Source organism: Streptomyces telluris (assembly GCF_024519335.1).
GTDB lineage: Bacteria > Actinomycetota > Actinomycetes > Streptomycetales > Streptomycetaceae > Streptomyces > Streptomyces telluris.
In genome coordinates this window covers 105,454-131,956 of sequence record NZ_JANIID010000018.1, presented here as the reverse complement: position 1 = coordinate 131,956, position 26,503 = coordinate 105,454, and the positions used below count along the sequence as shown (strand labels likewise).

23 protein-coding genes and 1 pseudogene are annotated in these 26,503 nt (G+C 68.6%); 12 read left to right on the top strand and 12 right to left on the bottom strand.

Annotation, left to right across the window (positions count from 1 at the left end):
• Positions 1-323 precede the first annotated feature (323 nt).
• Positions 324-527, bottom strand: a complete 204-nt coding sequence (locus NQU55_RS20270; RefSeq protein WP_206329388.1) for a hypothetical protein — start codon at positions 525-527, stop codon at positions 324-326.
• 451 nt (positions 528-978) lie between these two features.
• On the opposite strand from NQU55_RS20270, the gene NQU55_RS20265 reads away from it, so the two are divergent.
• On the top strand, positions 979-2,562 hold the full coding sequence (locus NQU55_RS20265; protein ID WP_168093245.1) for an RICIN domain-containing protein: 1,584 nt from the start codon (positions 979-981) through the stop codon (positions 2,560-2,562).
• Positions 2,563-3,062: 500 nt separating this feature from the next.
• On the opposite strand, the gene NQU55_RS20260 is transcribed toward NQU55_RS20265, so the two are convergent.
• Positions 3,063-4,865: a helix-turn-helix domain-containing protein gene (locus NQU55_RS20260; protein WP_168093244.1), complete on the bottom strand. Its 1,803-nt coding sequence runs from the start codon at positions 4,863-4,865 to the stop codon at positions 3,063-3,065.
• 1,100 nt (positions 4,866-5,965) lie between these two features.
• Between NQU55_RS20260 and NQU55_RS20255 the strand changes: the two genes are divergently transcribed.
• Positions 5,966-7,609 carry a hypothetical protein gene (locus NQU55_RS20255; protein WP_168093243.1) on the top strand — a complete coding sequence of 548 codons (1,644 nt, stop codon included), beginning with the start codon at positions 5,966-5,968 and terminating at the stop codon, positions 7,607-7,609.
• Between the two features lie 363 nt (positions 7,610-7,972).
• Here NQU55_RS20255 and NQU55_RS20250 read toward each other — a convergent pair whose 3' ends face one another.
• The 4 genes from NQU55_RS20250 to NQU55_RS20235 all read right to left on the bottom strand — a co-directional run bounded on the left by NQU55_RS20250 (position 7,973) and on the right by NQU55_RS20235 (position 9,646).
• Entirely contained in the window at positions 7,973-8,806 is an 834-nt protein-coding gene (locus NQU55_RS20250; protein WP_168093242.1) for an SDR family oxidoreductase, read from the bottom strand.
• A gap of 65 nt (positions 8,807-8,871) precedes the next feature.
• Positions 8,872-9,051 (bottom strand): hypothetical protein, encoded by a 180-nt coding sequence (locus tag NQU55_RS20245; protein ID WP_168093239.1) that lies wholly within the window; start codon positions 9,049-9,051, stop codon positions 8,872-8,874.
• Complete coding sequence (locus NQU55_RS20240; protein ID WP_240976401.1) at positions 9,048-9,329, bottom strand: DciA family protein; 282 nt, start codon at positions 9,327-9,329, stop codon at positions 9,048-9,050. The genes NQU55_RS20245 and NQU55_RS20240 overlap by 4 nt, the downstream gene beginning before the upstream one ends.
• Positions 9,326-9,646: a hypothetical protein gene (locus NQU55_RS20235; RefSeq protein ID WP_206329387.1), complete on the bottom strand. Its 321-nt coding sequence runs from the start codon at positions 9,644-9,646 to the stop codon at positions 9,326-9,328. Before NQU55_RS20235 ends, NQU55_RS20240 begins: the two co-directional genes overlap by 4 nt.
• 557 nt (positions 9,647-10,203) lie before the next feature.
• Between NQU55_RS20235 and NQU55_RS36870 the strand changes: the two genes are divergently transcribed.
• From NQU55_RS36870 to NQU55_RS37140, 5 genes and pseudogenes are all read left to right on the top strand, one after another.
• Positions 10,204-11,520, top strand: a complete 1,317-nt coding sequence (locus NQU55_RS36870; protein ID WP_168093241.1) for a tetratricopeptide repeat protein — start codon at positions 10,204-10,206, stop codon at positions 11,518-11,520.
• The gene (locus tag NQU55_RS20225) at positions 11,517-13,526 is read left to right on the top strand and encodes a M3 family metallopeptidase (protein ID WP_256790928.1); all 2,010 of its coding nucleotides are present in this window, start codon (positions 11,517-11,519) and stop codon (positions 13,524-13,526) included. Before NQU55_RS36870 ends, NQU55_RS20225 begins: the two co-directional genes overlap by 4 nt.
• A gap of 36 nt (positions 13,527-13,562) precedes the next feature.
• The gene (locus tag NQU55_RS36865; RefSeq protein ID WP_256790927.1) at positions 13,563-14,807 is read left to right on the top strand and encodes an aKG-HExxH-type peptide beta-hydroxylase; all 1,245 of its coding nucleotides are present in this window, start codon (positions 13,563-13,565) and stop codon (positions 14,805-14,807) included.
• Complete coding sequence (locus NQU55_RS36860) at positions 14,807-16,012, top strand: MFS transporter (RefSeq protein ID WP_372504754.1); 1,206 nt, start codon at positions 14,807-14,809, stop codon at positions 16,010-16,012. Before NQU55_RS36865 ends, NQU55_RS36860 begins: the two co-directional genes overlap by 1 nt.
• Positions 16,012-16,200 (top strand): annotated as a pseudogene (locus NQU55_RS37140) (flavin reductase family protein); the annotation flags it as partial. The gene NQU55_RS36860 and the pseudogene NQU55_RS37140, both read left to right, overlap by 1 nt.
• A 31-nt stretch (positions 16,201-16,231) precedes the next feature.
• Here NQU55_RS37140 and NQU55_RS20210 read toward each other — a convergent pair.
• The 3 genes from NQU55_RS20210 to NQU55_RS20200 are packed head-to-tail and all read right to left on the bottom strand — an operon-like array spanning position 16,232 to position 17,633.
• Positions 16,232-16,648, bottom strand: coding sequence for a hypothetical protein (locus tag NQU55_RS20210; RefSeq protein WP_240976155.1), 417 nt, complete (start codon positions 16,646-16,648; stop codon positions 16,232-16,234).
• Positions 16,645-17,154 (bottom strand): DciA family protein, encoded by a 510-nt coding sequence (locus tag NQU55_RS20205; RefSeq protein ID WP_240976156.1) that lies wholly within the window; start codon positions 17,152-17,154, stop codon positions 16,645-16,647. Before NQU55_RS20205 ends, NQU55_RS20210 begins: the two co-directional genes overlap by 4 nt.
• Positions 17,151-17,633: a hypothetical protein gene (locus NQU55_RS20200; RefSeq protein WP_168091507.1), complete on the bottom strand. Its 483-nt coding sequence runs from the start codon at positions 17,631-17,633 to the stop codon at positions 17,151-17,153. The genes NQU55_RS20205 and NQU55_RS20200 overlap by 4 nt, the downstream gene beginning before the upstream one ends.
• A 172-nt stretch (positions 17,634-17,805) precedes the next feature.
• Between NQU55_RS20200 and NQU55_RS20195 the strand changes: the two genes are divergently transcribed.
• Positions 17,806-18,057 carry a hypothetical protein gene (locus NQU55_RS20195; RefSeq protein WP_168091508.1) on the top strand — a complete coding sequence of 84 codons (252 nt, stop codon included), beginning with the start codon at positions 17,806-17,808 and terminating at the stop codon, positions 18,055-18,057.
• A gap of 4 nt (positions 18,058-18,061) precedes the next feature.
• Here NQU55_RS20195 and NQU55_RS20190 read toward each other — a convergent pair whose 3' ends face one another.
• Positions 18,062-18,697 carry a TetR/AcrR family transcriptional regulator gene (locus NQU55_RS20190; RefSeq protein ID WP_168091509.1) on the bottom strand — a complete coding sequence of 212 codons (636 nt, stop codon included), beginning with the start codon at positions 18,695-18,697 and terminating at the stop codon, positions 18,062-18,064.
• Between the two features lie 111 nt (positions 18,698-18,808).
• On the opposite strand from NQU55_RS20190, the gene lipP1 reads away from it, so the two are divergent.
• Positions 18,809-19,750 carry a LipP1 family hormone-sensitive lipase gene (lipP1, locus tag NQU55_RS20185; RefSeq protein WP_168091510.1) on the top strand — a complete coding sequence of 314 codons (942 nt, stop codon included), beginning with the start codon at positions 18,809-18,811 and terminating at the stop codon, positions 19,748-19,750.
• A gap of 436 nt (positions 19,751-20,186) precedes the next feature.
• On the opposite strand, the gene NQU55_RS20180 is transcribed toward lipP1, so the two are convergent.
• Both NQU55_RS20180 and NQU55_RS20175 read right to left on the bottom strand, forming a co-directional pair.
• Entirely contained in the window at positions 20,187-20,849 is a 663-nt protein-coding gene (locus NQU55_RS20180; protein ID WP_168091511.1) for a response regulator, read from the bottom strand.
• Positions 20,846-22,021 carry a sensor histidine kinase gene (locus tag NQU55_RS20175; RefSeq protein ID WP_240976157.1) on the bottom strand — a complete coding sequence of 392 codons (1,176 nt, stop codon included), beginning with the start codon at positions 22,019-22,021 and terminating at the stop codon, positions 20,846-20,848. Before NQU55_RS20175 ends, NQU55_RS20180 begins: the two co-directional genes overlap by 4 nt.
• 208 nt (positions 22,022-22,229) lie before the next feature.
• Between NQU55_RS20175 and NQU55_RS20170 the strand changes: the two genes are divergently transcribed.
• The 3 genes from NQU55_RS20170 (at position 22,230) to NQU55_RS20160 (ending at position 25,190) form a co-directional block, all read left to right on the top strand.
• Positions 22,230-23,150 (top strand): ATP-binding cassette domain-containing protein, encoded by a 921-nt coding sequence (locus tag NQU55_RS20170; protein WP_308402257.1) that lies wholly within the window; start codon positions 22,230-22,232, stop codon positions 23,148-23,150.
• On the top strand, positions 23,147-23,971 hold the full coding sequence (locus NQU55_RS20165) for an ABC transporter permease (RefSeq protein ID WP_168091513.1): 825 nt from the start codon (positions 23,147-23,149) through the stop codon (positions 23,969-23,971). Before NQU55_RS20170 ends, NQU55_RS20165 begins: the two co-directional genes overlap by 4 nt.
• Before the next feature lie 238 nt (positions 23,972-24,209).
• Positions 24,210-25,190 (top strand): recombinase family protein, encoded by a 981-nt coding sequence (locus NQU55_RS20160; RefSeq protein ID WP_206329003.1) that lies wholly within the window; start codon positions 24,210-24,212, stop codon positions 25,188-25,190.
• Positions 25,191-26,503 lie beyond the last annotated feature (1,313 nt).

The following is a 26,503-nucleotide window of genomic DNA, read 5'->3' as shown; positions in this document are numbered from 1 at the left end:
GATCGGGATTCACGGCTGCCTCGGAGACAACCGCCTGGACGTGCGCGGCCAGGTTCGGGGAGACGGCAGCCTGCGATGGCTGGCTACCCACTTGTCGACGATCAGCTCGCGGCTCATCGGGCGGAATCCGCGGGCTGGCCAGCGCCGCTCGGTGTTCACGCTCCAGCCGTCGCCGCCGTCCTGGTCCCGGTGCACGCCTTCCAGGTGCGGGCAGACAGTGAACGTGGCGCGCGGGCCATGAGCGCCGTCATCGCCCATGGGCAAGGTGAGAAGCGGCTGGTCCACGACAGGTGCGCGCCGGCCACGATCGAGCGGAGCGGGTATCAGCCTGAGGGGCGGCAGCTGTGGGGGTGGAGGGTGGCGCTCAGGAACGGGCCGCAGTCGTCAATGGCGAGGGCGGGGGGCTGGCTGCCGAGCGGTTTCCCGCAGGTCTGGCAATCCCGCTTGTGCAGGTTGAACGCCACCTCCTGGCGGGCCTTCTCCGGTAGGCGGGACTTGATTTCGCCCGCGATGTAGAGCTCGGTCACGGCCACCGTTGCCTCCCCTGCTGGCAGGACCCGCCCGATACCGAGCCCCCCGGGACTGCCACCCATGGCCGGGACCTGCCGCCGGCGCTTCGGATTGGTGGTCGAGGTGATCACGCCGCTGGGACGCTCAGGGGCGAGCTGGGGTTGCGGCGTTGATCGTTTATCAATCGCCGGGTGCTGTACTACCGGCGATCCACCCGACCGAGACCACGGAGGCCTCGTGCTCAGGCACATCGCCGTTGCCATCGTTACCTCTGCGGCCCGTGCCATCACTGCTGTGTCGGCGTTCCTCGCGCCGACGAGTCCCAAGGCTGTGTGATTGCCACGGCAGGGTGGGGAGCCGATGTCGGCCGAGGCGACGCCCTCGTCCTCGGCGATCGAGCGCACAGCCGCACAAACCCGGTCGCCCTCCATCGCAACTTGCATCTTGTACGAATTTCTGCGGAGAACCATGAACCAAAGCAGTCTCTTCCGGAGGCATCTGAGCGCGCTGCTCGCGCTCTGCATGTCGTTCGGACTCATCGCGCTCGTAGCTCCTTCAGCCCATGCCGATGCCGATTCGTCATGGCTGAGCTTCACATCTGATAGTGCGCCTGACATGTGTATGACCGTTGCTGACTTCCAGGACCCCAAGGTTCAGCTGCGGACCTGCAACAAAACCGATGCGCAGATCTGGTATTGGAACGGTGGCACCTTCCAGATCATCAACAAGGCCACGAAGCAGTGCCTGGGCATCAAGGGCGGATCGGTGGCCAGTCAACAACCTCTCGTAGTCGAGCCCTGCGAAACGAGTCACATCAGGAAATCGCAGCGATGGTGGTACCACAATTCCAAGGGAACCGCCATCGACGACTATGATTCCGAACGAGTGTGCGTGGATGTTCCGGACTCAAAGTTCGAGGAGGGGAAGGAGCTTCAGGCATTCTGGTGCAACGGCTCTAACGCCCAGAAGTGGAACGCCGACTGGCCTAGGAGTATCGACGACAAGGAATGGCTCAGGGCCTGCGCCCAGGGATACTATCCGGGCAACAACAGCAATACCGCTGACTGCAAGTTCGTCGACACGTCCCACCAGTCCGGCTCGTACCCGGCCACCCGGGTGTTCGTCGGCAATACCTGTGACCCTAACACCCCGTTGCCGCAGACTCCGACATATACGTGGTCCGATTCGCGTACGGGGGAGGACAGCGTCTCCGTCACCAGCGGTCTGACAGCGGAGACAGGAGCCCTGGCGAGCCTCTTCGCGAAGGTTTCTTTCAAACTTGAGTCGTCCTATGGGCACAAGTGGACCCAATCGCACACCTATGGCGGATCCATTCCTCTGAGCATCAGCAAGCATATGAAGCTCGCTGTCTATCATGTCGGTGCCCAGTACATGGAGACGGGTGGTTACTACGAGGTCCAGCTGAAGTACCCTGTCGGCGGCGTGAGCAAACGCAATGTCAGTACGTCTGTTCATCTGGAAGACAGTGTCGACGCAGGTGAGATCAGGTACAAGGCGTACAACTGCGACGAGGACCCGCCGGCCACGCTCATTCCCACTATGACCAGCCGGGATCTCCCGACCGGGGTCACCAACGGCGGCGGCAACAACGGCGGCAACGCCGACGGGCAGCCCGGCCACGGCAAGACCGTGCGCTTCGTCTACGCCTTCGGCATGCGGGAGGCCGCCGACCAGTGGGGAGGTAACACCGCGAACGGCAGCCCTGTCTTTTCTTCCGACTACGTCCAGGGGAATCAGAACCAGCAGTGGGTTCTCTGGGACAAGGGCAACGGCCAGTACCTTATCGAGAAGGACCCGCAGCGCGGGGGCCAGGTCCTGGACACCGATCTCGGCAACCACTCGGTCAACCTTTGGCACGTCAGCGGTTCCAACGGTGCGGACAACCAGCGCTGGACCTTCGAGCGGAGCCAGTTCAGCAACCGTGCCTTCTTCATCTGCGCCGTCAACGGCGGATGCTTGAAGACCGATGGACCGGCACAGCCGCTGAAGACGGTTCCGCGCGACCAGGCCTCGCTGTGGTTGCTGTACTAGGTACAACCTGACGAACATGCAAAACAGGCCCCGGCGCAGGGCAATGCTGCGCCGGGGCTAGCAAATCCCACTCCGCCTCGCTGACGGGTACGAGCACTCCTGCGCGATCACATGTCTATCGCGTGGCTGAATCCGGTGCCATCCAGATCGCTCGCGGGCAGCGTGATCTTTCGTCTCCCCCCAGGCGAGGGCACCCCCGTGGTCGGCCCCGCCTGCGGGCAGCCCCCTCCGGGCGGGGCCGCGTCGCACCTCCCGGCTCCCCACGGGAGGCCCGACGCGCGCCCCGAGGCTGCTCCGGCTCACCGGTAACGTCACCCACCTGCCCCAAACGCGGCCCAAGCCGTTAATAGCAGCCAGTATCTGGCGGTGTCCAGCAATGCCTGCTGCACTGGGTCTGCCTCCGCGGACGTCGACTGTTCGGCGAGTCAGCCCGCCGCCGGGCTGAACGGCGCGCAGATTCTGCCCCCCGTCGCACCGCGCCCCCGACCGCCGCGCCCTCTTCAGAGTTCTGGCCACTCTCTGAGGGCGTGGGGTTGGCGTGTGGAGTGGGCGTGGGTTCCTAGCCTATGGAGGCGGTTATGCGGGGAGTTAGGCTGGCGGTTGCGGGTGGTCCCTGATTGCTGTTCTGAGGGAAGTAGCTGGGCGGCGAGGGCCCGTGCATCTCGTAGGTTGTCGATACAGGGCTCGTACAGGGACCGGAAGGCGTCGACTTCTTCCCTTTTCCTGAAGACGCGTTGCCTATTGACGGCTGTCCGGATCTGAAAGAGGCAGTTGCCAGCTCCGTTCAGGAGTTTGATGCCTTCTTTGGCGTAGAGCGTGCGCTCCTTGGCCCGGGAGGCGAGCTGGCTGACGTGTACGTGGGCTTGCTGCAGGCGGGGAAGGCTGCCTGGGAGTTGGTCGGCGGAGGGTTCCATCAGGTTGCAGATGTGCTGGAGCTGTTCTTTCGCGTCGTGGAGTACGAGTAGCAGTTCTTCCTCGGCGAGCACCGGTTGTTCTTCGGTGAGGTGCCATCCGAGGGTGGTCGGGTCCGCGGGCACGGCGGGAATCCGGCCCCACGCTGGGGGCGGGGAGTCTTCCGGTGGCAGCGGACGAAGACGTCGTGGTACCGCCGTGTCGTAGGCCTCGGTGTCCGGGGCGACCGCGGTGGCGGAGGCCGGGGGAATGGCCGGAGCGGCGGGCTGGGGTGTATTGGGCGCGGCGGCTTCCCAGAGGGCCTTGAAGTACTTGATGCTGCCTCCTAGGACGTGCAGGAGTGTCTGCAGGTCGTCCCAGTCAGGGAGGCTGGTGCCTTCCAGCAGGTTACGGACTTTCTCTGGGTGCAGGCGCCACTGGGAGGCGACTGCGATCGCGAGGTCGGTGGGCTGCCCGGCCCTGACGTGCTGGGTGTGCAGTGCCTTCATCAGGAGGTCGGTGCTCGTGACCTCGTGGGTGTCACTGGGCAGGAGAGCCAGGGAGGTATCGGTGGGAGTGGCGGTGCTTTTATCCCGGAGCTGCTCGGTCTCCCACAGTTTGCGCAGGACTTCGGGATCCGCCTGGCAGGCGAGGGCGAATCGCTCTGTCAGCGGCCAGGCTGGCACGCGCTCCCCGCTGAGGATGCGGGACAGGTAGGAGGGCGAGCAGCCGGCTGTCCGGCTGAGCTGCTGCAGGGACATCTTCGAGCTGCGGGCCAGCATGGAGAGAACGGGAGCCAAGCGGTTGTAAGCGGCACCGGTGTTGTGGTGCCGGGGCAGCGGTGGCTGGGCCGGATCTTCTGGCAGCTCACCAGCCCCGAACAAGCTGTCCAGTGTCTGCCGGGCATCCAGACGGATGTGGTGGCGCAGGCGCCGCAGGATGGTGGTCTCGGTGTAGCGGTGGCGGGCGGTGTCCTCGCTGATGTCCAGCAGGCCGCTGATCCGGCCCCAGGTCAGGCCTCCGTAGCGGGCGCGAGCCACCAGGCCGGCAAGGAGACTGTCCAGGCAGGCGCGGACTTGCAGGGCGCCGCGGAGCGCGGCTTCCGCCTCACGGTCGCTTACCGACCGCAGGAGCTGACGGGCTCCCTCCACCACATCCTTGGCGATCTCGCCGAGGATGTCGTCCGCGGTAGTGGGGAGTGGGCGGCCGGAGGCCGGGTCCTCGGCGGGCGTCGGCCTCGGTGCGCCCGGCGTTTCGTGTTTTTGATCCTTCCAGAGAGACCGCTTCTGGTTTTTGCGCAGGCGATAGGCCGCCTGGCGGCATGAGGTACCGCAGTACTTCTGCGGTCGTCCGACCTTGGTCTGGGGGCCGGACGCCAGCGGCGCCCGGCAAACCTGGCAGCAAAGACTCATCCGTAGTCCTAGTTTCCGGGTCAACCAGGGTTCTGTCGCGACTGCACGGCGCGTTTCCCCCCGGATTACGTCACCAGGACCGGGGGATTTCGTCATCCCTGGGGTTTCGTAGCCAGCGGAAGGGTGTCTGCCGGGCCTGGGCCCGGCAGACACCCTCATGTCCTACGCCCGGCTGAGGATCCTGCCGCTGACCAGGAGCGTCAGGAGAACTGTGACGGCGTACAGCCACTCCGTGGCCACGTGCACCTCGATCTGTACCTTCGAGATCAGCAATGACACCGAGGACAGGCATGGACACGAAGGTGGCACGCGCACACTTGCCACGCCAGGCGGGGGCAAAGCGAGTTTCGTAGCCGCTGGTAGCGTCTGATGCAGGCGCCACCGGGTTACGAGCTACCGAGGCGTTTCGACGCCAGGGAAATTGCCGCAAGGCAATGCTCCTTGTGTTCGATTAGAGGGAAGCGTGCGCAGGGCTCGGAGTGAGGATTGTCCAGACCCTGCTGAGCCCTGCGCGCGCCAATCCGGACAGTAGCGGGGCCGTGTCCTTGCCACCGAATCCCTCTTAAGTGACGATCGGGGATATTTCGCGAGACTTCGCAGTTCCGCTGATAATCCGGGAATTCGATGCACCCGAAAGAAAAAGAAGTTTCCTGAAAGACGCCCCGGCTTCACGTGTCATCTGGTAGGCCGGAAGAAGGCCGCAAATCGGAGGTGCGGGCCCATCGGGAGGCCGGTGGCCTAGGTGGTGAACGACGAGCCGCGCGCCTGGGGGCTGGCCTGCCGCGCCCGCACGGGGCCGTACCCCGCCCGCCCGGCCCTGGAGATACTGCCGACGACGCCGTCCGAATCAGGCCATCGACCTCAGCGGAGCACGCAACGCAACTCGGACCAGTCGACGCCCGACACCTCACCGCCACTCATGCCTGCCCCCACGGGGCGTAGCCGAGATCCAGGTGCCCGAGGCCGGACACCCGCTGCACGGTCGCGACGAACACCCGGCGCGCCGGGCCGAACACCGCTCCCCTAGACGCTGGTCGGCGATCATCTCCGATGATGGGGACGCCCGGGGCAACGCAGCAAGCAACGTGGGAGGTGTGCACATGGCGGTGGAGGCCAGCGCATGGCAGGAAGAGCGCGTCGCGGGGCGGGTGTGGACGGTGCGCCTGGACCCTGACGGTCGGCCTTCCGCCGGCGCGGTGAGGCTCTCCTGCTCCCGCCCCGCCTGCGCCGATCAGCGCCTTGCCGGCGGCGCCGCCGCAGGGCGCAGGGCCGCGATCGGACACATCAAGGAGCACCTGGCCCGTATCCGCGAGGGTGGCGGGCCGCGCGGCGACGCGTGGTGCGCCTGCCGCGCCGCCAGCTGTGCGTGGCACACCCCCGACCCCACCGCCGGACCGCGGACCGGGGCGCAACTGGCGACAGCGGCGGTCCGGTGCGGCGGCTCGGTGGTCCTGACCGTGTACGCGGACCGTGCCGGACGGCTGTGGCGCATCGCGGAGATGTGCGCACGCTGCGCGGCCGCCACTGCCGACTGCCGCGTCCTGGACACCGCCCCGCCCCCGGCCCGCACCACCCCGGCCGGCATGCACCAGGCGGCGGAACAGCCGGACGCGGAGCAGGAGAGGGCAGGCGGCGCGCCGGGGCAGGGTGTCGCAGCGGTCTTCTCCGACCGCGCCCCCTCCCCCGCCAGTGCATCGCCGTCCGCGGCCGCCACACCGCCGCCGGTCCCCCGCGCCCGCCCCGCCACACCGGGCGGAGCACCCCGGCGGGCAAAGCGGTGGGGAAAGATCGCCCAGCGGATCGTGCCGCAGGACCTCGAGCCCGAGGTCCTGCGCCTGGAGCTCGTCGAGCTCGGGGACGCGTTCCGCGCCTACCAGCAGCGCACCGAACCCGACCTCGCCATCCTCTCTGAGCTCCACGAGCGCAAGGCCCGCGCCTTCGCCCTGTGGGCCGACGTGAGCGGCGACGGCTCCCTGCGCCACGAGGCGAAGCGCGCCGAGACGGCCGCGCAGACCACCCGCGAAATGCACGCCAACCGCGGCGGCCAGCCCCTCGGTGGCACGGCAGGCGACGGGCCGGTGGTGGAACGGCTGCTGACCCGCACCCAGGCCGCGCACGCCCGCACCGTGCTGGACTACGTCGCCGCCCACGCCTCGCACTCGGAGGCTGAGGTGCGTCTGGCGGTGCTCATGCTCACCCTGCGGGCCGCGAAAGCCGGCACCGGGAACGTCACCGGCCAGGACCTCACCGGCTGGCTCCAAGACGACGCCGAGCAGGTCATTCAGCGGCTGGTCGCGGCCGACTGGCTGCGCCTGCCCGGCACCGTCGCCGAGCTGATGGCCTCCCGCTCCGAAAACCCCACCGCCGTCACCGTCCCCACGCTGCTGCCCGGGCAGCCCCGCCCGTTCGCCTTCGGCAAGACCACCCGCGCCAGGATCTCCGGCTGGGCCCAGAAGGTGGTGGGCGACCGGAAGATCCGCAAGAAGAAGGCCACCTCGGCCACCCGGCTCCTGGCGCTGTACACCGCCGCCCACACCCGCCCCGCCGGCCACCTCGGACGCGCAGAAGACGACGGACTCCACCTGGACCCGGCCGCCGCGTTCTGCACCCTGCCACCCGACCAGATCGCCGAGCACGCCGCACTGCTCATCGCCGCCGACTGGCTCACCGAAGCCGGCACCGCTGAAGGACGGCTGCGCGGACGGCTCACCGAGCGCATCCTGCCGCTGGGCGGTCTGCTGTGACACGCCGCTCTCCCAGCTGACAGGCCCACACCTCAACGCTGCCACCTACGAAAACACCATTGTGGCTCACAGAAGGTCACGCCGTCCGGCCGAAGTGCTGCACCCGCCAACTTCGCCCCGGCATGCTCGGCATCTCAGCTCAGCGCGGGCGTCGGCTCATCCACCCTTCTGGCCGCCGGTGGGGGTGCGGCAGGGCCAGGGCCTGAACAGGTCTTCGGCCCCGCGTCGGCCATGTAGATACTGCGGCCTGACGGCGCTTGGCGCGTTCGACCTGCCGCAACAGTAGATCGGCAACCTGAATGATCTCGGCTGCCTCGATGGGGGCGAGGTCGACCATGCGGTGACTGCTCAGGCCCGTGAGATTCAACGGAAGGCGTCGACGTTCTCCGAAGCCCACTGCTGAAACGGGCGGGCCGGCGTTCCGGTGATCTGTGAGACTGTGTCGCGCACCATCAGCAGCTCGTCGTTCACGTCTCCACCCGTGACGTCGAGCACCGCGTCCGCGGCATCGGCCCCGAAGACCGCGGCCATCTGTACGTGGGCCTGCCAGCGGCTGATTTCGGCGAAGGACACCTCCCTGCCCAGTGCTGCCCCGATGGCCTCGACCTGTTGCCGGGCGGTCACCGGCTCCGGACCGGTCAAGGCGTACGTGCGTCCGTGATGGCCGGGCTCGGTCAGTGCCACTCGTGCCACTGATGCAATGTCCGCAGGGTGGATGGTCGGCAGCGCGGTCTCGGCAAACGGCGCGCGGACGGTCTCGTGGCCACGGATGGTGGCCGCCCACATCAACGCGTTCGAGGCGAACTGTGTCGGCCGCAGGATCGTCCAGGCCATGCCGCTTGCCTTGAGCAGTTTCTCCACCGCCAGGTTCTCGCCGGCGGGGCCGAGGTGCGGGTGGGTGTGAACGGTGATGGAGGACACCAGGACGACATGCTCCACACCCGCCGAGCGGGCGGCTTCGAGGATGTCGGCGTCGGAGCCCAGGCGCGAGACAAGAAACAGCGAGCGCACCCCTTCCAGCGCGGGCTTCAACGATGCCGGATCCGCGAAGTCGCCCTCCACGGCCTCGACCCCTTCGGGGAAGACGGCTCGTGCGGTATCCCGGGTAAGCCCTCTCAGCGGCCCGACACCGCGTGCGTGCAGTTCCTTCAGCAGGGCACTGCCTATGTTTCCGGTGGCTCCGGTCACGAGGATCACGGGCGGGTTTCCCTCCGTCAGATGATCAAGTCAGTGACACACTAGGACCTCAATCATGCTTCAGGTCAAGGAAACGTCTGGCCATGCCCGCAGCCGTCCGGATCAGGATGGTGGGCGAAGTGGCAGACGCGGTCGGTGTAGAGCTTCGTCGTCAGCTGGGCGCCGCAGCCGCCGAGGAGCGGTCCGCACCAGAAGGAGTCGTTCTCGTGCCGGCGGCGGAAGGCATCCACCTCGATCGCTTTCATGGGCAGAATGAGAGGCTCCTCGGAGCTGGCGCGGTGGCCGTCCACCGCTCCCGCAGCGTCGCGCCGACGGCCGGGAGCTCCCACGCGCGCTCGGTGACCAGCGCGTCCATCACGGCCCCGAGGCCCATCGGCTCGCGCCCGTCCCGGCGCACCGTACGGACCGGGCGCGGCTGCTGCCGCTTGGTCGTCTGGCGGCCGCCGTTCTTCCGCGCCGACTCCATCGCTGCACGCAGTGCAACTCGGGCCAGGTCGGCGCCGGACACCTTGCCGCCGCTCATGCCTGCCCACACGGGGTGTATCCGAGGTCCAGGTGCCCGAGGCCGGACAGGCGCTGCACGGTCGCGACGAGCACCCGGGTGAACAGGCGCTGTGCCGACTGCTCGCCGTACCGGGCGATGTGGTCGTGGACGATCTGGTGGTCGGCGGCGGCGCGGTTACGCCAGTCCAGGACCTGCTCGCGGGTCAGGTCCTCGAGGACCAGCCCCGGGTCGACGCCGGCGGGCTCCGGGGCCGGGGTGACGGCAGCTGAGCGGGGCGCGGGCAGCACGACCGGGGCCACCGGCGTGGCCGGGACGTCGTCCTCGGGCTGTACCACCGTGACTTCGGCGTGGGCGCTACCGCGTCGGCAGTGGGTGTCGGGTAGATCACTCCTCTGTCGTCGTGGGCTCATCGCGATGTATTGGCCTGTGTCAGCCCCTCCTCCCGACATCCCTCTGATTCACAACCAGGACGATCCGTTACCTGATCGCATCCCCTAATGGTGATCCATTGGAACAAAAACTCTCATTTCGGTAACAGCCGGAGTCAAACATTCCTCAACTGGCGTTGAAATGAAGACACTTGAGCCTCCCCCGGGGGGAAACGTACGTTCGGGGCACTTCCGGGTCCCCGGGGGTACTTCTCATTTCAGGAGGTTCAGAGATGAACGCCGAGCAGATCACCGAGGTTGAGGTCGAGACCGACGAGCTGGCCGAGGAGTTCGGCCTCACGGTCTCGGGCGTGTCCTACTACGCCCCGGCTGTCTGATCTCCGATCAGATGACCTCGCTCGCCTAGCGATAGGCGGGCTCCCGATGGCCGCAAGGGGGTCAACTCTCCCCTTGCGGCCATCGCGCTTGACATCGGGTAGGAAGATCAGACAGAGGAGTTGCCGGTGGAGAAGTTTCTGCGAACCAAGGGGACCATCCAGTACCTGGACAGGCCGATGGAAGAGCCACCGCAGGGCGCCTTCGTCCCCGAGCCGACGCCTCGCTCACGTGAACTTCTCACCTCGTACTTTGACCTGGAGACCCCCGGCGGCCCCCTGCACGCCAAGTGCACTGCTGACGTCGGCCGCCGCCTGGCCGAGGGCCTGCCGATCCCGGTCTACCAGATCGCTTCTCTCGGACTGCTGCGCGAAGCCCTGAAGGCCGAGCAGCCCGCGCAGCCCAACCCGGACGACCCGCGCGACCTGCCCAAGGCCATGAGGTCGGCACCCTGGAATCACCTGTGCGACATGGCCGACAACTGGGGCGACTTGTCCGTCCTCGACCGCTCCCGCCTGGTGACTGCACTGGCCAAGCTAGGTTTCTGGAACTCCGTCGCCGACCTCGTGCCCGCCGACGGAGGCGGCAGCAGCCTCGACGCCCTGCGGCTGGCCTACTTCCGGCACAACGCCGACGCGCAGCTCGCTCCGGACGCCAGGAGTGCGGCGGCGGCGTTCGTACGGGCTCGCAGTGTGATGGAGACCATCGCACGAAGCGAGGACTTCGACCCGGTCGTGCGGTACGGGGCCGCCGCCCACATGATCGTGCTGTGTGCGAAGGGCGAGAAGGAGAAGGCGCTGGCGGACATGCGGCACTGGCTCCAAGCCGCCGATGCGGTGGCTGCCCGGGCCGGGAAAGAGATGGAGCCCCTGCACACCTCCATCTACTGGCGCGGTGTCGCGTTCATCCCGTTCTTCGAGGGAAACCACGCCGAGGTCAAGCGGCAGTTGGAACTCTCAGAGAAGTACGCCATGGAAGCCGTGGAGGCCGCGGACGCTGATACCCGGCTGCTGGCACTGGAGAATGTCCACCCCGTTCTGGAGACCTCTGGACGCTCGGCGAAGGCCCGCGGAGACATCGACGGTGCGGAGCAGTTCTACCGGCGCATGACCGAGTGGGACCCGCTCGACCCCAAGGCGCACGTGCGTCTGGCTGACTTCCTCATGGGCGAGAACCGTGTGGCTGAGGCCCGCGACGCCTACAGCACCGCAGCACGCCTGGGCGCGCCGTACGCCTCCTACGCGCACTGCCAGGCCGCTCGCTGTTCCATTCGACTGGATGAGGCCGAGCACGCCTATGCTGCACTGGTGGCGTCGGCTGCGCTTGACCGGCGGGCCCTGTCCCCGCTGATTCTGCTGCGGGACATATGCACCACCGAAGTGCTCGCCCCGCTGAAGGAGTGGGCAGTGCACGAACTCGCCGCACGCATGCAGGAAGCCCGTTGAGGCCGAACCCGCTCCTGCAGCAACCCGGCGAGCACGGGATCCAGCCGTTCGCCGACATCCTCCCCAGGCACTATGTGCCGGCGCTGGAGAAGGTCATCGCCGACCGCGAGAGCCGCATCATTGCCATCGCGGACAGTGCGGATCCCCCCGACTTCGCCAACACGATCGAGGCGGTAGAGCTCTCCGGCGCGCGCGTGCAGTACATCCACGATGGGTTCACCCATCAAGTGACCGCCGGAGGCTGTGCGGAGCTGGCCAGGTTGGAGCAGGACATCGCGGTTCTCCTCTCCCGCCACGAGGGCCGGATCCTCCGTAACCAGCGGTTGGCCTCCCGCATCGACGCCGTCTACGCTCAGCGTGACCGGATCACTGACCCCCAGGCGCGTGCACTCACCGAGTTCTGGTGGTGGCGTGGGCGGCGGGCCGGGGCCATGCTGCCCGCCGAGGCCGCCCGCGAACTGGGCGCGGTGAACCGGGAACTCTCCCGTGAGTGCGCTGCCTACCGGCAGGAATTGATCCGGGACGCGCATGCCCACGCCCTGGCAGTGGAAGGCGATGTCGCCCTGCGCGGCCTGCCGGACGACCAGATAGCTGCCGCGGCCGAGGAGGCATCCCGGAGAGGGGAACCCGAGTCCTGGTACGTGTTGCCTCTCGCCTCGTCCACCAGCCAGCCGGCGCTGGCTCACCTTCAAGACCGCGAAACCCGCAGGCTCCTGCTGGAGAAATCGCTCAGCCGCGGTGCGGGGAATGAGGAGCGGGCCGGGCGGATAGCGCTGCTGCGAGCCCGCCAAGCCCGCATCCTGGGCTATCCGACATTCGCGGCGTGGGCGACGGAGGAGCAGACGGCGGGCACTCCGGACGCGGTGGAGGCCATGTTCCACCGCCTGGCTAAGCCGCTCCTGCGCGCGGCACAACAAGAGCGGCGGGCTCTGGAGGCTACAGCAGGACACCCGATCCGGGCGTGGGACTGGTCCCGCCACGCGGCAGCGGAGCCCAGGGAAGGCTCTGGGCCAGCAGCGGAAGACCTCCGCGTGTACTTCGAACTGGATTCCGTCATTACCCGCGGCCTCTTCCACAGTGCACGCATCCTGTACGGGCTGGAATTCACCGAGCGGCACGACATCACAGCCCACCATCCCGGAGCCCGCGTCTTCGACGTCACAGACAAGAACGCCAACCCGGTCGGCCTCTATCTGGTCGATGCGCATACCCGGGCGGGCAAACGAGGCGGCGCGTGGACCGGAATACTCCGCCCCCAGGCACACGCCACCGCGACCCGGCCGGTCGTGGTGAACACCTTCAACATCGCCCCGCCAGGGCCAGGGCGCCCCTGCCTGCTTGAAGCATCCGAGATCGTGACCCTTTTCCACGAGTTCGGGCACGCCTTGCACGCCCTGCTCTCCAACGTCCGGTACCCGGCGCACTCGGCCCCCGGCGTTCCCCGCGACTTCTCCGAGGCACCAGCGCAGGTCCATGAGACCTGGGCCTTCCATGAACAGCTTCTCGGTCACTACGCCCGGCACCACCTCACCGGAAGGCCCCTCGCCCAGGAGTGGATCAAGCATCTCAGCCAGCAGCGCAGCACCGGCGGCGTGCACATGCTGGTGGAGATCCTGGGCGCAGCCGCGGTTGACTGGGCCTGGCACACTCTCCCCGACGGGGAGGTATCTGCCTGGGACGCCGCGCAGATCGAAGCGCAAGGTGCTGCCCGCTGGGGCCTGGACGCGATGACCGAGATTCCGCCCCGCTACCGCTCCGGCTACTTCGACCACGTCTTCCACGGGCCCTACGGCGCTGGTTTCTACGCCTACCTGTGGTCGGAGATCGTCGCCGCGAACCTTGTCGAGGCACTGGAGCAGCGCGGCGGCCTCACCCGCGCAGCCGGTGACCTGTTCCGCCCCATGCTCGCCGCAGGCGGATCCCGCGACGCGATGGCCATGTTCCGCGAACTCACTGGTCTCGATCGGCCGCGTATCGAGCCTTTCCTTCGCCGGCGTGGACTGTAGGACCCACGCCATCCCACCTACCAAGAGGACACCACCATGAGCAGCACCGACTTCCTCGGCGGCGAGCTGGCCCTCGCTCAGGACAACGATCCCGTCTTGGATGCCTATGTAGCCAAGCTCCGCGCCTCCGTCCCGAAAGTGATCAAGCGGCTTGGGCAGCTCGGAGGAGAGCAGACCGAGACCGAGCTGGCGCTATGGGGGCAGCGGTTCGCCGCTCTGGACGACAGCCAGACCCACCGCATCCTCTCCCACCCGTTCTTCCCCTATCTGTGGCGGCAGCTGATGCTCGCGGCTCAGCGCAAGGATTCCGACTTCGTCCGCACCTGGTCCGGGCATTTCGCACGGTTCGTCGCGCTCCCCTACGCCACCGGCCCCGGATCGAACGCCGCAGGCACCGAGCTGGTCCTGCCCGAGCCGGTCACCGAGGTGCGATTTCCCGGCCAGCGGCACCATCTGATCTTCGACACCGCCGTGGACCGGCTGGTGATCGACGAACGCGGCGACGGGGCCATCCGTGACGGCTCCGCGATCCTCCCCACCTCCTACATCCTCGGCAATGGCGAGCCCCGCCTGGGGCACACGCTGCGCGCGCGACGGCCGGTCATCGCCGGAACCGACATCGAAATCGACAACACCGATCCGTGGATTGCCCGCCATTTCGCGTCGATGAACTCCCACGAACCGCAGCCCGGCTATCCCCGCTGCGACCTCTCCGTACGGGACGTCAGTGAGGAGAACATCGCCGACATCTCCCGGGCTTTCGCCCTGATACAGGACGTGTGGCCCGAACTCGCCTCCGAGATCCGCGCCTACACCCGCCTGTTCGTGCCCTACGCCTCCCAGTTCCACTCCTCCTTCACTGAGGCGGCCCTGATGGGCGCGGTGTTCCTCTCCGAAGCAGCACAGCCCTTCGACGCCATCCACTACACCGCCGAGCACCTGCTGCATGAGAACTCCCACCTGCGGCTGATGCTGATCCTCGAACTCGACCCCTTGGTGACCGCCGCCGAAGGAGCCACGTTCAACTCCCCTGTCCGCAAGGACAAGCGTCCTCTGTGGGGCATGCTCATGGCTGTCCATGCCTTCGCCCGAATCACCGCCTTCCACCGCCGCGCGTACACCCAGACCGGCCTGGAGATCCATGGCGAGCTGACCCAGACGAACGCCGGTCTGCTGAAGAAGGGCCTGGACGAGATAGAAGGCGAACCCTCTGCGGTGTTCACGCAGGCGGGCAACGTGCTGTGGGCACAGATGCGGGAAGAGACGGAGCAGGTCGCCTGATGGCAGAAACCACCCAGATGCAGGCAGGCTTCAAGGAGCTCATGGCGGACAGGACCGTGAGGATCCTTGTGCTCTGCTCCCTGATCAACTCCGTGGGCTTCTTCTCCATGATGCCCTTCCTTGCGCTCTACCTTGCCGACATCACCACTCTGCCGCCGGCCGCGATCGGCGCGTTCACCGGGTCCATCGCACTGGTCGGCGCCGTGGGCGCTCTCGCCGGAGGTGTGATCACCGACCGGGCCGGAGCCGGGAGTCTGCTCAGGGCCGGTTTCGCCCTCTACACGGTGCTGGGTGCGGCACTCGCCGTGGTCACTGCGCCGGTGGTGGTGCTGCCTCTGATCGTGTGCCTGGGCGGCGCGCTGATGCTGGTCGGGCCGTCTTTGAAGAAGCTCATGAGCCTCGCCGCAGGAGAGGGCGGCGGGCTGGTGTTCCGGATGCGGTTCATGACCCTGTCGGTCGGCGCCGCGCTCGGCCCGCTGCTGGGCGCCGCCGCCTACAACGTCTCCCGCAGCGCCCTGTTCGGGGTCTCCGCGGTCCTGTTCGTTCTGTGCCTGATCCTGGTGCATGCCCGGCGGGACGCGTTGAGGGCGCTAGATGTCCGGTCCGAGGCCGCTCGCAGGGAGCGCTGGGCGTGGACGCGGTCCCTGCGCGACGCGCGGTTCCGACTGGTGCTGCTCTCGTCCGTGCTGGTGACCCTGGTCTTCGCCCAATTCGAATCCATGATCCCCCTCTACCTCAAGGACGAGGCCGGAGACAGTGCACCCACGCTGTTCGCGGTGGTCTTCGCCGTGCATGCCGTCCTCGGCTTCGTCTACCAGTGGCCGGCGGCATGGCTCGCCCGACGCATGTCCATGCCCGCGCAGGCAACGGTGGGATGCACCGGGTTCGCCGTGTCCTTCGCCTGCTGGGGGGTGTCAGCGGGGCGTCTGTGGGTGCTGCTGGCCGGTGTGTTCGCCTGGACCGTTGGCGAGGCAATCCTCATGCCGATGGCTGACCTCATCACCCACCGCATCGCGCCGGACGAGGAGAAAGGAGCCTTCTTCGGGGCTCTGGAAATCCGCTACCTGGGATTCTTCGCCGGCCCTATCCTCGGCGGTGCACTGCTTGGCGGCGGAACCTGGAACTACTTCGGCGTGATGGCCGCGATCTCCTTCGCGGCCTGGCCGGTGCTGCGCTCCCGCTCCCTGACCCGTGAGGCTCCGTGATGATCACCAGGTCGGTGGTCAACTCCACCATCTTCCGGTCCGTGGCCGGAAGGTTCCCCACCGGCGTCACTGTCATCACTGCCACAACCGGGTCCGGGCCAGTGGGGCTCACCTGCCAGTCCTTCACCTCGCTGTCCCTGGACCCGGCGCTGGTCTCCTTCAACGTCTCCCGGTCCTCGAGTACGTGGCCGCTGATCCGCGAAGTCGGCGCGTTCTGCGTCAACGTACCTGCCACAGAACAAGGAGAAGATCGCCCAGCCCTTCGCCGAGCGGGGCGTCGACCGGTTCGACGGCGTCGAGTACACCTGCGCACTCGGCAACAGCTCCCCGCGGCTGGAGGGGACTACCGCCTGGACTGCGGAGGGAGGCGGGCCAGCGCGCCCGGCGAAGGGCGGCGGCTTCCGCCGCGGCGGCCGGGCGGCGACGCTGAGCGCGAGCCGCCTCGATCAGGGCCGGCGCATCGTCCAGGACGACGTCGGGCTCGGGGAAGGCACGGCGGGACAGCTCGCGCATCGCCTTCGCCTGCCGCTCCACGGCCTCCGCGATTCCCGGGTCGATCCGCTGTGCTGGCGTGGCCGACCGGTGCGCGGCGAGCGCCGGGTGCGAGCCGGGCGAGGCTATCGCCCTGGTCTTCACCGGGCCTGCGAAGTGGCCGGGGCGGCCGGGGCGGACTCCGCCCTGTGCTCCTGGGACGCGGCGCCGATGGCCAGGACCCGGATGCTGCGGACCGCCTGCGTACCGGCCACGTCGTTCGCCGCGGCGACGATGCGGGCGTTGAGCAGCCGGAGCTGGGTGCCGTACGCGGGCGTGTCCGGTCGCAGGTCCAGTTGTCCTGATCCTGTGTGGAAGGCGACCGCTTGGACGTGTGCGGCCAGGTTCGGGGAGACGGTGGCTGTGATGGCTGGCCACTGGTCTAGGACACTGCCGCCGGCGGCGGGGATGTCCCAGGCCCGTTCGGCCATCAGGCCCGCGAGTACGGCGGCGAACCCGGTCGGCTCGCGCCCGTCGCGGCGCGCGGCCGCAGCGCGGGGGCGCCGCTTCGTCCTGCGGGTGCCGCCCTCGCCGCGGGCCTTGGCGGCCTCGCGGGCCTGGTGCAGCGCGACCCGGGCCAGGTCGACACCGGACACCTCGCCGCCGCTCATGCCTGCCCCCACAGGGTGTAGCCGAGGTCCAGGTGTCGGAGGCCGGACAGCCGCTGCACGGTTGCGACGAACGCCCGTGTGAACAGGCGCTGTGCCGAGTGCTCGCCGTACCGGGCGATGTGGTCGTGGACGATCTGGTGGTCGTGCGCAGCGCGGGTACGCGAGTCCAGGACCTGCTCGCGGGTCAGGTTCTCGAGGACCAGCTCCTGGTCGTCGACGTTCGCGCACTCCGGATCCGCTGCCGGGGTGACAGGGGCCGGGCGGGGCGAGGGCGGCGGGACGGAGGCCGCCGGTACGGCCGGGACGGTGTCCTCGGGCGGCGCCGCCGTGGCTTCGGCACGGGCTTGCACGGCCTCGGCCTGCCGGGCCCGGATCTCCGCCCACCGGCGTGCCTTGGCCCAGGCTTCGATGGTCACGTCTTGGTGCAGCTGCTGCTCGGTGGCCGCACGGCGCTCGATCTCGGAGGCATGTGGCATCACGGCGTCGACGGTGGCCGCGACAGCGCGACGCTGGGCTCGGCGGTCGGCTTGCCGTTCTTCGCACCGGGGGCAGTCCCGGCCGGAGTCGAGTAGCACCTGGTCGTCGCACCGCACGTCGCCGCTGCGGAAGCCCCCGGGTGATCAGCCAGCCCGCGGGGCCCTTGATCGGTCCGTGCAGCTGCATCTGGTCGGCCAGGCGCCGGGTGAGCCGGTCGGCGAGCACCTGCGGCGCATCCGCGCGGCCGACGAAGCCCACCATCTTGCCCAGTTCGATGGGGCCGCTGCCTCCACCAGGCGACGGGCGGCGGGACGCTTCAGCCGCGCCCTCCTCTGCACCAACAAGGGCGCTGCCGAGCCGAGGAGGTTAGTTCTGGCGAGCCGGAGCAAACAGCAGCCCGGAACAACCCTCGGCGGTCGGGGCTGAGTGGTTACGGGACGAGGTAGCTCTCGATGTGGTCGATCACCGCCGATACGGCATGCCGGTACGCGGTGCTCGATCGGCGGACCTGCGACAGCAGCATGCCGCCCTGGATGGCGGCCAGCAGGGCGGTGGCCAGTGCGGTGACGTCGGCGTGCTCGCTCAGCTCGCCGCGGGTCTGCATGCGGGCGAGGCCCGACCTGATGGGGAGTTCCCACCGGTCGAAGGAGGCGGAGAGGTCGGTGCGGGCAGAGGGGTCGGTTTCGGCGAGTTCGCTGGCGAGCGAGCCGATCTCGCAGCCGCCCACGCACCCCATGGCGTCCTGCCGGTCGGCCGCCGTCTCGCACCAGGCCCGCAGCGCGGCGATGCTGTCCAGGTTGTCCAGCAGGGGGCGCTGCTGGTCGAGCTTGGTGTCGGTCTGGAAGTTGACCACGGCCAGGACCAGGCCCTGCTTGTCGCCGAAGTAGTGGTAGATCTGCGAGGCGCTGACTCCGGCGGCTGCCTGGATATCCGGGATGCTCGTGCCCCCGACGCCGTGGTGGAACATCAGCTCCGCGGCGGCCTCGATGATGCGGTCACGGGTCTTCCGGCCGGGCTTGGTGAGCCGGCGCCGCTCCGGCTCTTCGGCGTCCACTGGCGAGTTCATGCGTCCACCGTACCAAGAGTTGGAATTGCCATTCCAACTCTGGAGGGCATACGAATTGGAGCAGTGATTCCAATCTGCCGTGTTCCGGCAGCCTTCAGGACGGTGACCGCCATGTCCCTTGACCCCCAGATCGACGCCCTGCTCAAGCAGTTGGCCGAAGGCAGTGGCCCCGCACCGGAGAGCCGGACGGTCGGGGAGAACCGCGCCCTCGCGAACAGCCTCGCCACCCTCGCGGGTGACCCCGAGCCGGTCAGCAGCGTTCACGACACCGTGGCCGCCGCCGAAGGCATCGAGGTTCCCGTCCGCGTCTACACCCCCGCCGGCGCCTCAGGCTCCGGGCGGTTGCCCGTGACGGTCTTCTTCCACGGCGGCGGGTGGGCCCTCGGGGACCTGGACAGCCAGGACCACATCGCCCGCATCATGGCCAACCGCTCCGGCACGATCGTGGTCTCAGTCGACTACCGGCTTGCCCCGGAGCACCGCTTCCCGGCGGCGACAGAAGATGCCTGGGCCGCACTCACCTGGGTCGCGGCCAACGCCGACAGCTTCGGCGGCGACGGGCAGAACATCGCGGTGTTCGGTGAGAGCGCTGGCGGCAACCTCGCCGCCACCCTCGCGCAGGAAGCCCTGCGACGCGGGGGACCGCGGATCGCCCTGCAGGTCCTGGCGTATCCGGCGGTCGACCGGTTCGACGACAGCCCCTCGATGTACGAAAACATGGCCGGACCGCTGCTGACCCGCGCCTGGCTCGAATGGTTCTGGGGCCTCTACCTCACCACGCCCGGCGAAGGTGGTGACCCGCGTGTCTCGCCGGCGCGCGCCGACGACCTGGCCGGTCTGCCGCCCGCCGTCATCGTCACCGCCGAACACGATCCGCTGCGGGACCAGGGTGACCGGTACGCGCAAAGGCTCGCCGACGCCGGCGTGCCGGTCGAACACCTCCCGGTGAGGGGCGCCACCCACGCCTTCTTCTCATTCACCGGGTCGGTGCAGCTCTCACGGGACGTCCTGAACCAGCTCGGAGATACCGTGGCTGCGGCGTTCAACGACTGACCTGCCCAGCCGTTGCCAGGCCCCCGCGCATCTGCACGGGGGCCTGCGTCTTGATCCGGCCCGCAAGGCGATCAAGAAGAAACAGCCCAGGCGCGAAGCGAGCTTGACGAAGGACATGGAGGCTCTCCGTGGCCCGGTCTAGCTGAACCGGCCGCCCCGCCTGCCTATTCCTCACGACCAAATATCCGAACCTGCCGACACTGTTGCAGCACACCCGCTCGTCGGACTTCGCGGAGGGGATACCGTCCGCCGCATGCCGGTGGACCCGGACGTCGTCAACCTCGACGATGACGACGACGGAGAGGACTGAGCCAGCCCGGGACCGGCCAGTCCTCTTTGCAGCCGTAGTGGGTGGCATGGTAGCCGCTGCCCTTCGGCGGCTTGAGACGGGAGTGACAGGACACTTTCGACTTCACCATGGGGGCCAGGGACGCTATCAGCGAGGCAGCGTGACGAGCCCCATCTCATAGGCGGTGATGACGAGCTGGACGCGGTCCCGGGCGCCCAGTTTGGTGAGCAGCCGTGACACGTGCGACTTGGCGGTGGCCACCGTGATGAAGAGGTCTTCGGAGATCTCGGTGTTCGACCGGCCGCGTCCGACCAGGGTCAGCACTTCCCGTTCCCGCTCGGTGATGCCTTCGACCGGCCGTGGGGAGCGCTCCGGGACAGCCGCGGGGCGCCCGATGAAGTCGGCGATCAGACGGCGCGTCACACCCGGGGCGATCAGTGCGTCGCCGGCAGCGACCACGCGGACCGCCGCGAGGATGTCGTCCAGCGCCATGTCCTTGACCGCGAAGCCGCTCGCGCCGGCCCGGAGCGCGCCGTAGACGTGGTCGTCCTCGTCGAAGGTGGTCAGGATGAGGACGCGTGTGGTCGCCGGACCGGCTGTGATCAGGCGGGTGGCCTCGATCCCGTCCATTCCGGGCATCCGGATGTCCATCACCACGACGTCGGGACTCACGTCCCTGACCAGTTGGACGGCCTCGGCACCGGTGGCGGCTTCACCGACGACCTCCAGGTCGGGGTGGTCGGCCATGAGTACGCGCAGCCCGGACCGCACCAGTGGTTGGTCGTCGGCGAGCACCACACGGACGGTCATCGGGCCTCCACCGGAACTCCGACGGGCGCGGGTAGCGGCAGCCGGGCCGCCACCCGGAAGCCGCCCTCAGGGCGCGGTCCGGCGCTGAGCCGGCCGCCCAGCAGGCCGACCCGCTCCCGCATCCCGATGATGCCGAAGCCGTGGGCCGAGCCGTTCCCGGTGGCGCCGCGCCCGTCGTCGACGACCTCCACGGACAGTTCCTCGTCTCCGTAGTCGATGGTCACTCGGCAGTGCCCGGTGCCTGCGTGCCGGACCACGTTGGTTAGCGCCTCCTGCACGATGCGGTAGGCGGACAGGTCTATGTCGGCCGGCACAGGACGCTGCTCCCCGTTGCGGCGCACGTCGACGCGTACCCCCGCGTCCGCGGTCGCTGCCGCCAGCTGTTCGACGTCCGCCAGCCCCGGCGAGGGTGCGAGCGGTGACTGCTCCGAGACGGTCGTGCCCCGGTCGGCCTGACGGAGCGAGACCAGCGTGCGCCGAAGGCCCGACAGGGTCTCTCTGCTGGTGGTCTCGATGGCGCGCAGGGCTTCGCGCGCCTCTGCCGGCTGGGTCTGGATGACTCGGCTGCCCACACCGGCCTGGATGGCGATGATGCCGATGCTGTGCGCGACCATGTCGTGCAGTTCCCGGGCGATTCGCAGCCGTTCGGCGGTCACGGCCTCGGCCACCTCCTGCGCACGCAGCACCACGGCGTGCTCGCGGCGCTCGCGGCTCAGCAGACCGGCCATGCAGGATGCGGCCATGGCCAGGAGGGCGATCACCCCGTTGATGGTCAGGTTGTCCCCGTGCGCGAAGCCGCCGATCACCAGGAGTTGCACGGCGACAGACACGGCCACGGCGACGATCGAAGCGCGCCGTGCGCAGGTGGCGACGATGAAGCCCAGTACGAGGTCCACCGCCAGATACGACAGGTACTGGCCCTGATACGACGCCGCCAGGCCCTCATGGACGGAGCTCGGAGTGCCCACCACCACAGCCGTGGATCCGAGGAGTGTCATGGTCAGAGCCAGCTGCGGCTTCCGTCGCACCACGCCGACGAGCAGGCTCACGGCCAGCAGTGACCCGACAGCGTGGACCGTGCCCGACGCCCGCGTCGCGCCCCCCACCAGCAGACCCACCATGAGGAGGTAGGAGGCACCCCCCGCCCAGGCCACGGTCTTCGTTCTTGTCATCGGCGGTGTGCCCTCTCGGGGGCAAGGCCTCGGTGCGCAACGCGCGCAGGCAACGGAGTGATCGTTACGGGGTTCACGCCGCGAGACTAACCGGCCACCGCCCGCGCGGCATCGGCCCGGGGACGTACACCCACGGGCTAATGCGGCCGCACGATTGCCGCCCACGGCCCCATGCCCGGGCGGGGGTCCTCTCGGCAGTGTGGGTGTCGTGATCGAAGTCAACGAACTCACCAAGCGCTACGGCGGCAAGACGGCCGTCGACCATCTGTCCTTCACCGTGCGGCCGGGCCAGGTGACCGGGTTCCTCGGCCCCAACGGAGCCGGCAAGTCCACCACCCTGCGGATGATCCTCGGCCTGGACGCGCCCACCACCGGCAGCGCCACCGTCAGCGGTGTCCCCTTCCACCACCACTCGCGCGGACTGCGGCACGTCGGCGCCCTCCTCGATGCCGGACAGGTCCACGGCGGACGCAGCGCCGCCGCCCACCTGTCCGCTCTTGCCCGCAGCAACGGCATCCCGCGGCGCCGGGTGGACGAGGTGCTCCAGGAGGTGGGGCTGACCGAGGCGGCGACCCGCCGCATCGGCGGCTTCTCCCTCGGCATGAAGCAGCGCCTCGGCATCGCCACCGCCCTGCTGGGCGACCCGCCCGTGCTCATGTTCGACGAGCCGGTCAACGGCATGGACCCGGAGGGCGTGCTCTGGGTACGCCGGCTCTTCCGGCGCCTGGCCGCCGAGGGGCGTACGGTCTTCCTCTCCAGCCACCTGATGTCGGAGATGGAGAACACAACCGACCAGCTGGTCGTCATCGGCCGGGGCCGCCTCATCGCCGCCGAGCCGCTACGGGACTTCGCGGCCCGCGGCACCCGTAGCAGCGTCGTGGTCGCGACACCGCAGGCCGCCGAGCTGGCAGCCGTGCTGACCGCGGCGGGCGCCTCGGTCGAGCCGGAGGGCTCGGCGGGCGCCGAGAAGCTCGCCGTGACCGGGCTGTCGGCGGACCGGATCGGAGCGCTCGCCTTCGAGAGCCGTATCCGCGTGGACGAGCTGACCACGCGTACCGCCTCACTGGAGACGGCCTTCATGGAACTCACCGCCGACAGCGTCGAATACCAGGCAGGACAGTCCCGATGACCACACTCGCCTCCGTCCCCCCGACCACCCCCGCCGCCGGCCCGCCCGTCCGCTTCCGGGACCTGCTCGCCTCCGAGTGGATCAAGACCCGGTCCCTGCGCTCCACCCGGTGGACAATCGCACTCACCGTCCTGTTCGTCATCGGGTCCACCGCCGTGGCCACGCTGACGGACAAGGCCGCCCGCTCCGGCCCCGCTGACTTCCTGCCCTACGACGCCTACCCGGCGGCCGGCTACTGGACGCTGATGCTCGTCGCCAGCAGCATGGGCGCCCTCACCGTCGTCAGCGAATACAGCAGCGGGCTGATCCGCACCACCACCGTGGCCGTCCCCGCCCGCGGCTCGGTCGTGCTGGCCAAGGCGGCCGTCACCGCCGCGCTGTGGACCGCGGTCGGCACGGCCGCCTCCACCGGTTCCTTCCTGGTCTCCCAGGCCATCCTGGACGGGCACCATGCCGGCGTTCCGATCACCCACCCCGGGGTGTTCCGGGCGCTGACGGCATCCGCGTTGCTGGCTCCGGTCTGTGCCCTGGTCGGTCTGGGCCTCGGCGTTCTGCTCCGGCATGCCGCCGGGACCATGGTCACCAGCGTCTTCACCCTGCTGATGCTGCCCACCATGTTCTCGGAGAGCAACCGCTGGTCGGCGGACATCAAACACGCGCTGGTGTCGGCCGCCTGGAATCGCCTGGTCCAAACCTGGGAGCCGGACCCCGGCTCCCTGGGCTACACCGCCACGGTCTCCGGCTCCTGGATCGTGTACACGCTCTGGCCGCTGATCACGGTCGCACTCGCCGTTCTCGTCGTCAGGCGCCGCGACGTGTGAGCGTGCCTCCAGGACACGCGCATCACGCCCTGGAGGCACGATCCGGAGGCGAGGCCCGGTAGCTCGTCGCAACCTTGACGGTCTCTCACAAATGGTCATCTGTGAGAGTTCTGCGAGAGCCCCGGAGCGATCACGTTTCCGCAGGCCGCCGTTCACGAAAGTCCTCTCGAAACCGGCGCGATATGCGAGGCACTTCTGAGTGACTGCCGCCACGGATCTCACGCCCGATCAGACGGCATTGGCGGTAGAACGTCACGACTGCCCGAACTGCGACGCGCCTGCCGGCAGCACCTGCCGCACCCGGGGCGGGAAGACCGCCACGAAGTACCACACCCCCCGCTTCGTCCTCGTCCCCGCGCTCCGCGAGGAACTGGAGATCCCCGTCCCCGCCGACCGGCAGCCGGGCCGCGCGTGGAAGCAGGGCCCGGCGCTCGCGATCGTGCCCGCACCCCGCACCGAGCGGCCGGTCCGGATCGGGTACGCAAGGACGTCGACCGCGCGGCAGGAGTTGGCGAGCCAGCTCGAAGCCCTCCACCGGGCGGAGCGCCACAAGGTCTTCAAGGAACAGATCAGCACCCGCGTGAAGGTGCGGCCAGAACTGGAGAAGGCCCTCGCGCTGGCCCACCAGTTCAAGGAGGCCGCCCCGGAGACGCCCGTCATCCTCACGGTGCACGAGCTCAAGCGTCTGGCGAGGAACGCGGCCGAGCTGATGACGCTGTCCGCCGATCTCCAGGCCGGCGGCATCCAGCTCGAACTCCTCACCGGCCCGCTCACCAGCATCTACGACCCCAACGGCATGGGCGCCATGTTCTTCGCCGTCCTCGCCGTCGCCGGGCAGATCGAGCGCAACTACATCCGGGAGAAGACCTTGGAGGGCCAGGTCATCGCCGCGTCCAAGGGCAACCACGGCGGGCGCCCGAAGGTCATCGACGACGACATGCTGACCTTCGCCGTCGCACTGAAGGACAAGGGCGTACCCGTTCCCGAGATCGCTACGAAGCTCACCATCAAGGTCGGGAAGAACGCGGGCAAGTCACCCTCGGTCGCCTCGCTGTACCGGGCACTCGCGGAAGCCGAGGCCACCGCGGCGGACGATGGCCTGCCGCTGCGGCCCAAGCCCGCCCGCATCCGCCGGCCCGGGGAACCTCTCACCCCCGAGGAGAACGACCTGCGCGAACGGCTTCAGGCTCAACCCCACCCGAACGCCGAGATGCGGTAAGGCCGGCCCAAGACCAAGATCAAGTGCTTGGCGTTACTGGCTGTTCCGATGGTCCCCATGGCCGGAAGAGATCGGGAAGGCGCTGGCGATGACGGCGGAGGATGCCCTGGCCGCGCACGGGTGGCGCGGGCTGCCGGAGGACCAGGAGGCCCTCGTCAAGATGCGCACGGGGCAGCACCACGTCGCATGACGAGAACGTGCCCAGGGCCTGTGTCGGCTGCGGCTGCGGGCGTCTTTCGCCGCTGGACTCGCCCCGGGTATCGCGGGGGTATCACCCGAGGTATCACCAGGGACACGGGGGTATCACCTGGGTATCAGGTCGTGGCTTCTCCCTCCTGGCTACGGCACGGCGTCATACGGTGATCCTGAAGGACGCCGATGAGCGGTTCGCCTTGTGTCTGGTGCCTGTGTTTACGGGTTCTCGCTTCGCTTGGGGAGAAGAATCATGCTCGAAGGCAGCGAAGGCCGGTTACGCCTTCGCCACGAGCAGGCGGCTGACCCGTCTTCTTGGCGCCTTCTTCGCGTCTTCTCACGTCTTCTTGTGCCTTCGTTTCCGCGGTTTTCCGTCAGTGTCGGCGTACCGAGAGGTGGGGCATTGGCACCCTGTCGGTCGTGGGCGGGCTGTCAGTCCGAGAGAACTCGCTGATCAGGGGTGTGGTGCCCCGTGTTCCCTGTCCTGGTGTGGTTCGCACCCGGAGCAGCAGGTTGCAGCGAACGTTCGATGTCCTCCTGGGCCAGCGGCCGTTCGGCGCGGTCCGGGAGTGCTGGTGCGCTTCGGTAATGTGATGCGGGCCGCTCACTCTTCCGTGGCCGTTCGGTGCTTCGTGGGTCATGTCTTCCCATGGGGTCCACGACCGCTGGGCTCCGGAAAGGGGACACCCGATGGGCTACGGTCCGGAGGGACACCGCGGCGGCAGGTGGGACCGGCTCTATCGCTGGGCCCGCTGGTTCGGCCCGCTCCGTGCAGTCGTGCTGACCGTACGGGACTGGCTGTGATCGGAGTCTGGCAGCAAAAGGCCCCGGCCTAGGAGCCGGGGCCGAGACGCGGTGCTGGTAGGCCTCGCCCCCGACAGCTTGGCCGGCGACAGGGGGCGGGGCACTCTTCGCGTCGGGTGCGCCGTGCGCTTGACGGAGTAAAGGCGACAACGCGAGCGTTCCCATCTAAGCAGTGCGCCCCCCTCGGTGTCGAAGCTCACCGGTCCACTGCTGGTATGCGGCTCTCCGGAACGTCGCTCAATCTGCCGGGGATGCGGAGCTGCGCTGTCAGGTCAGTCCTGCGGCGGTGTTGTCGTCCCAGCCGTCGTCGATCTTCA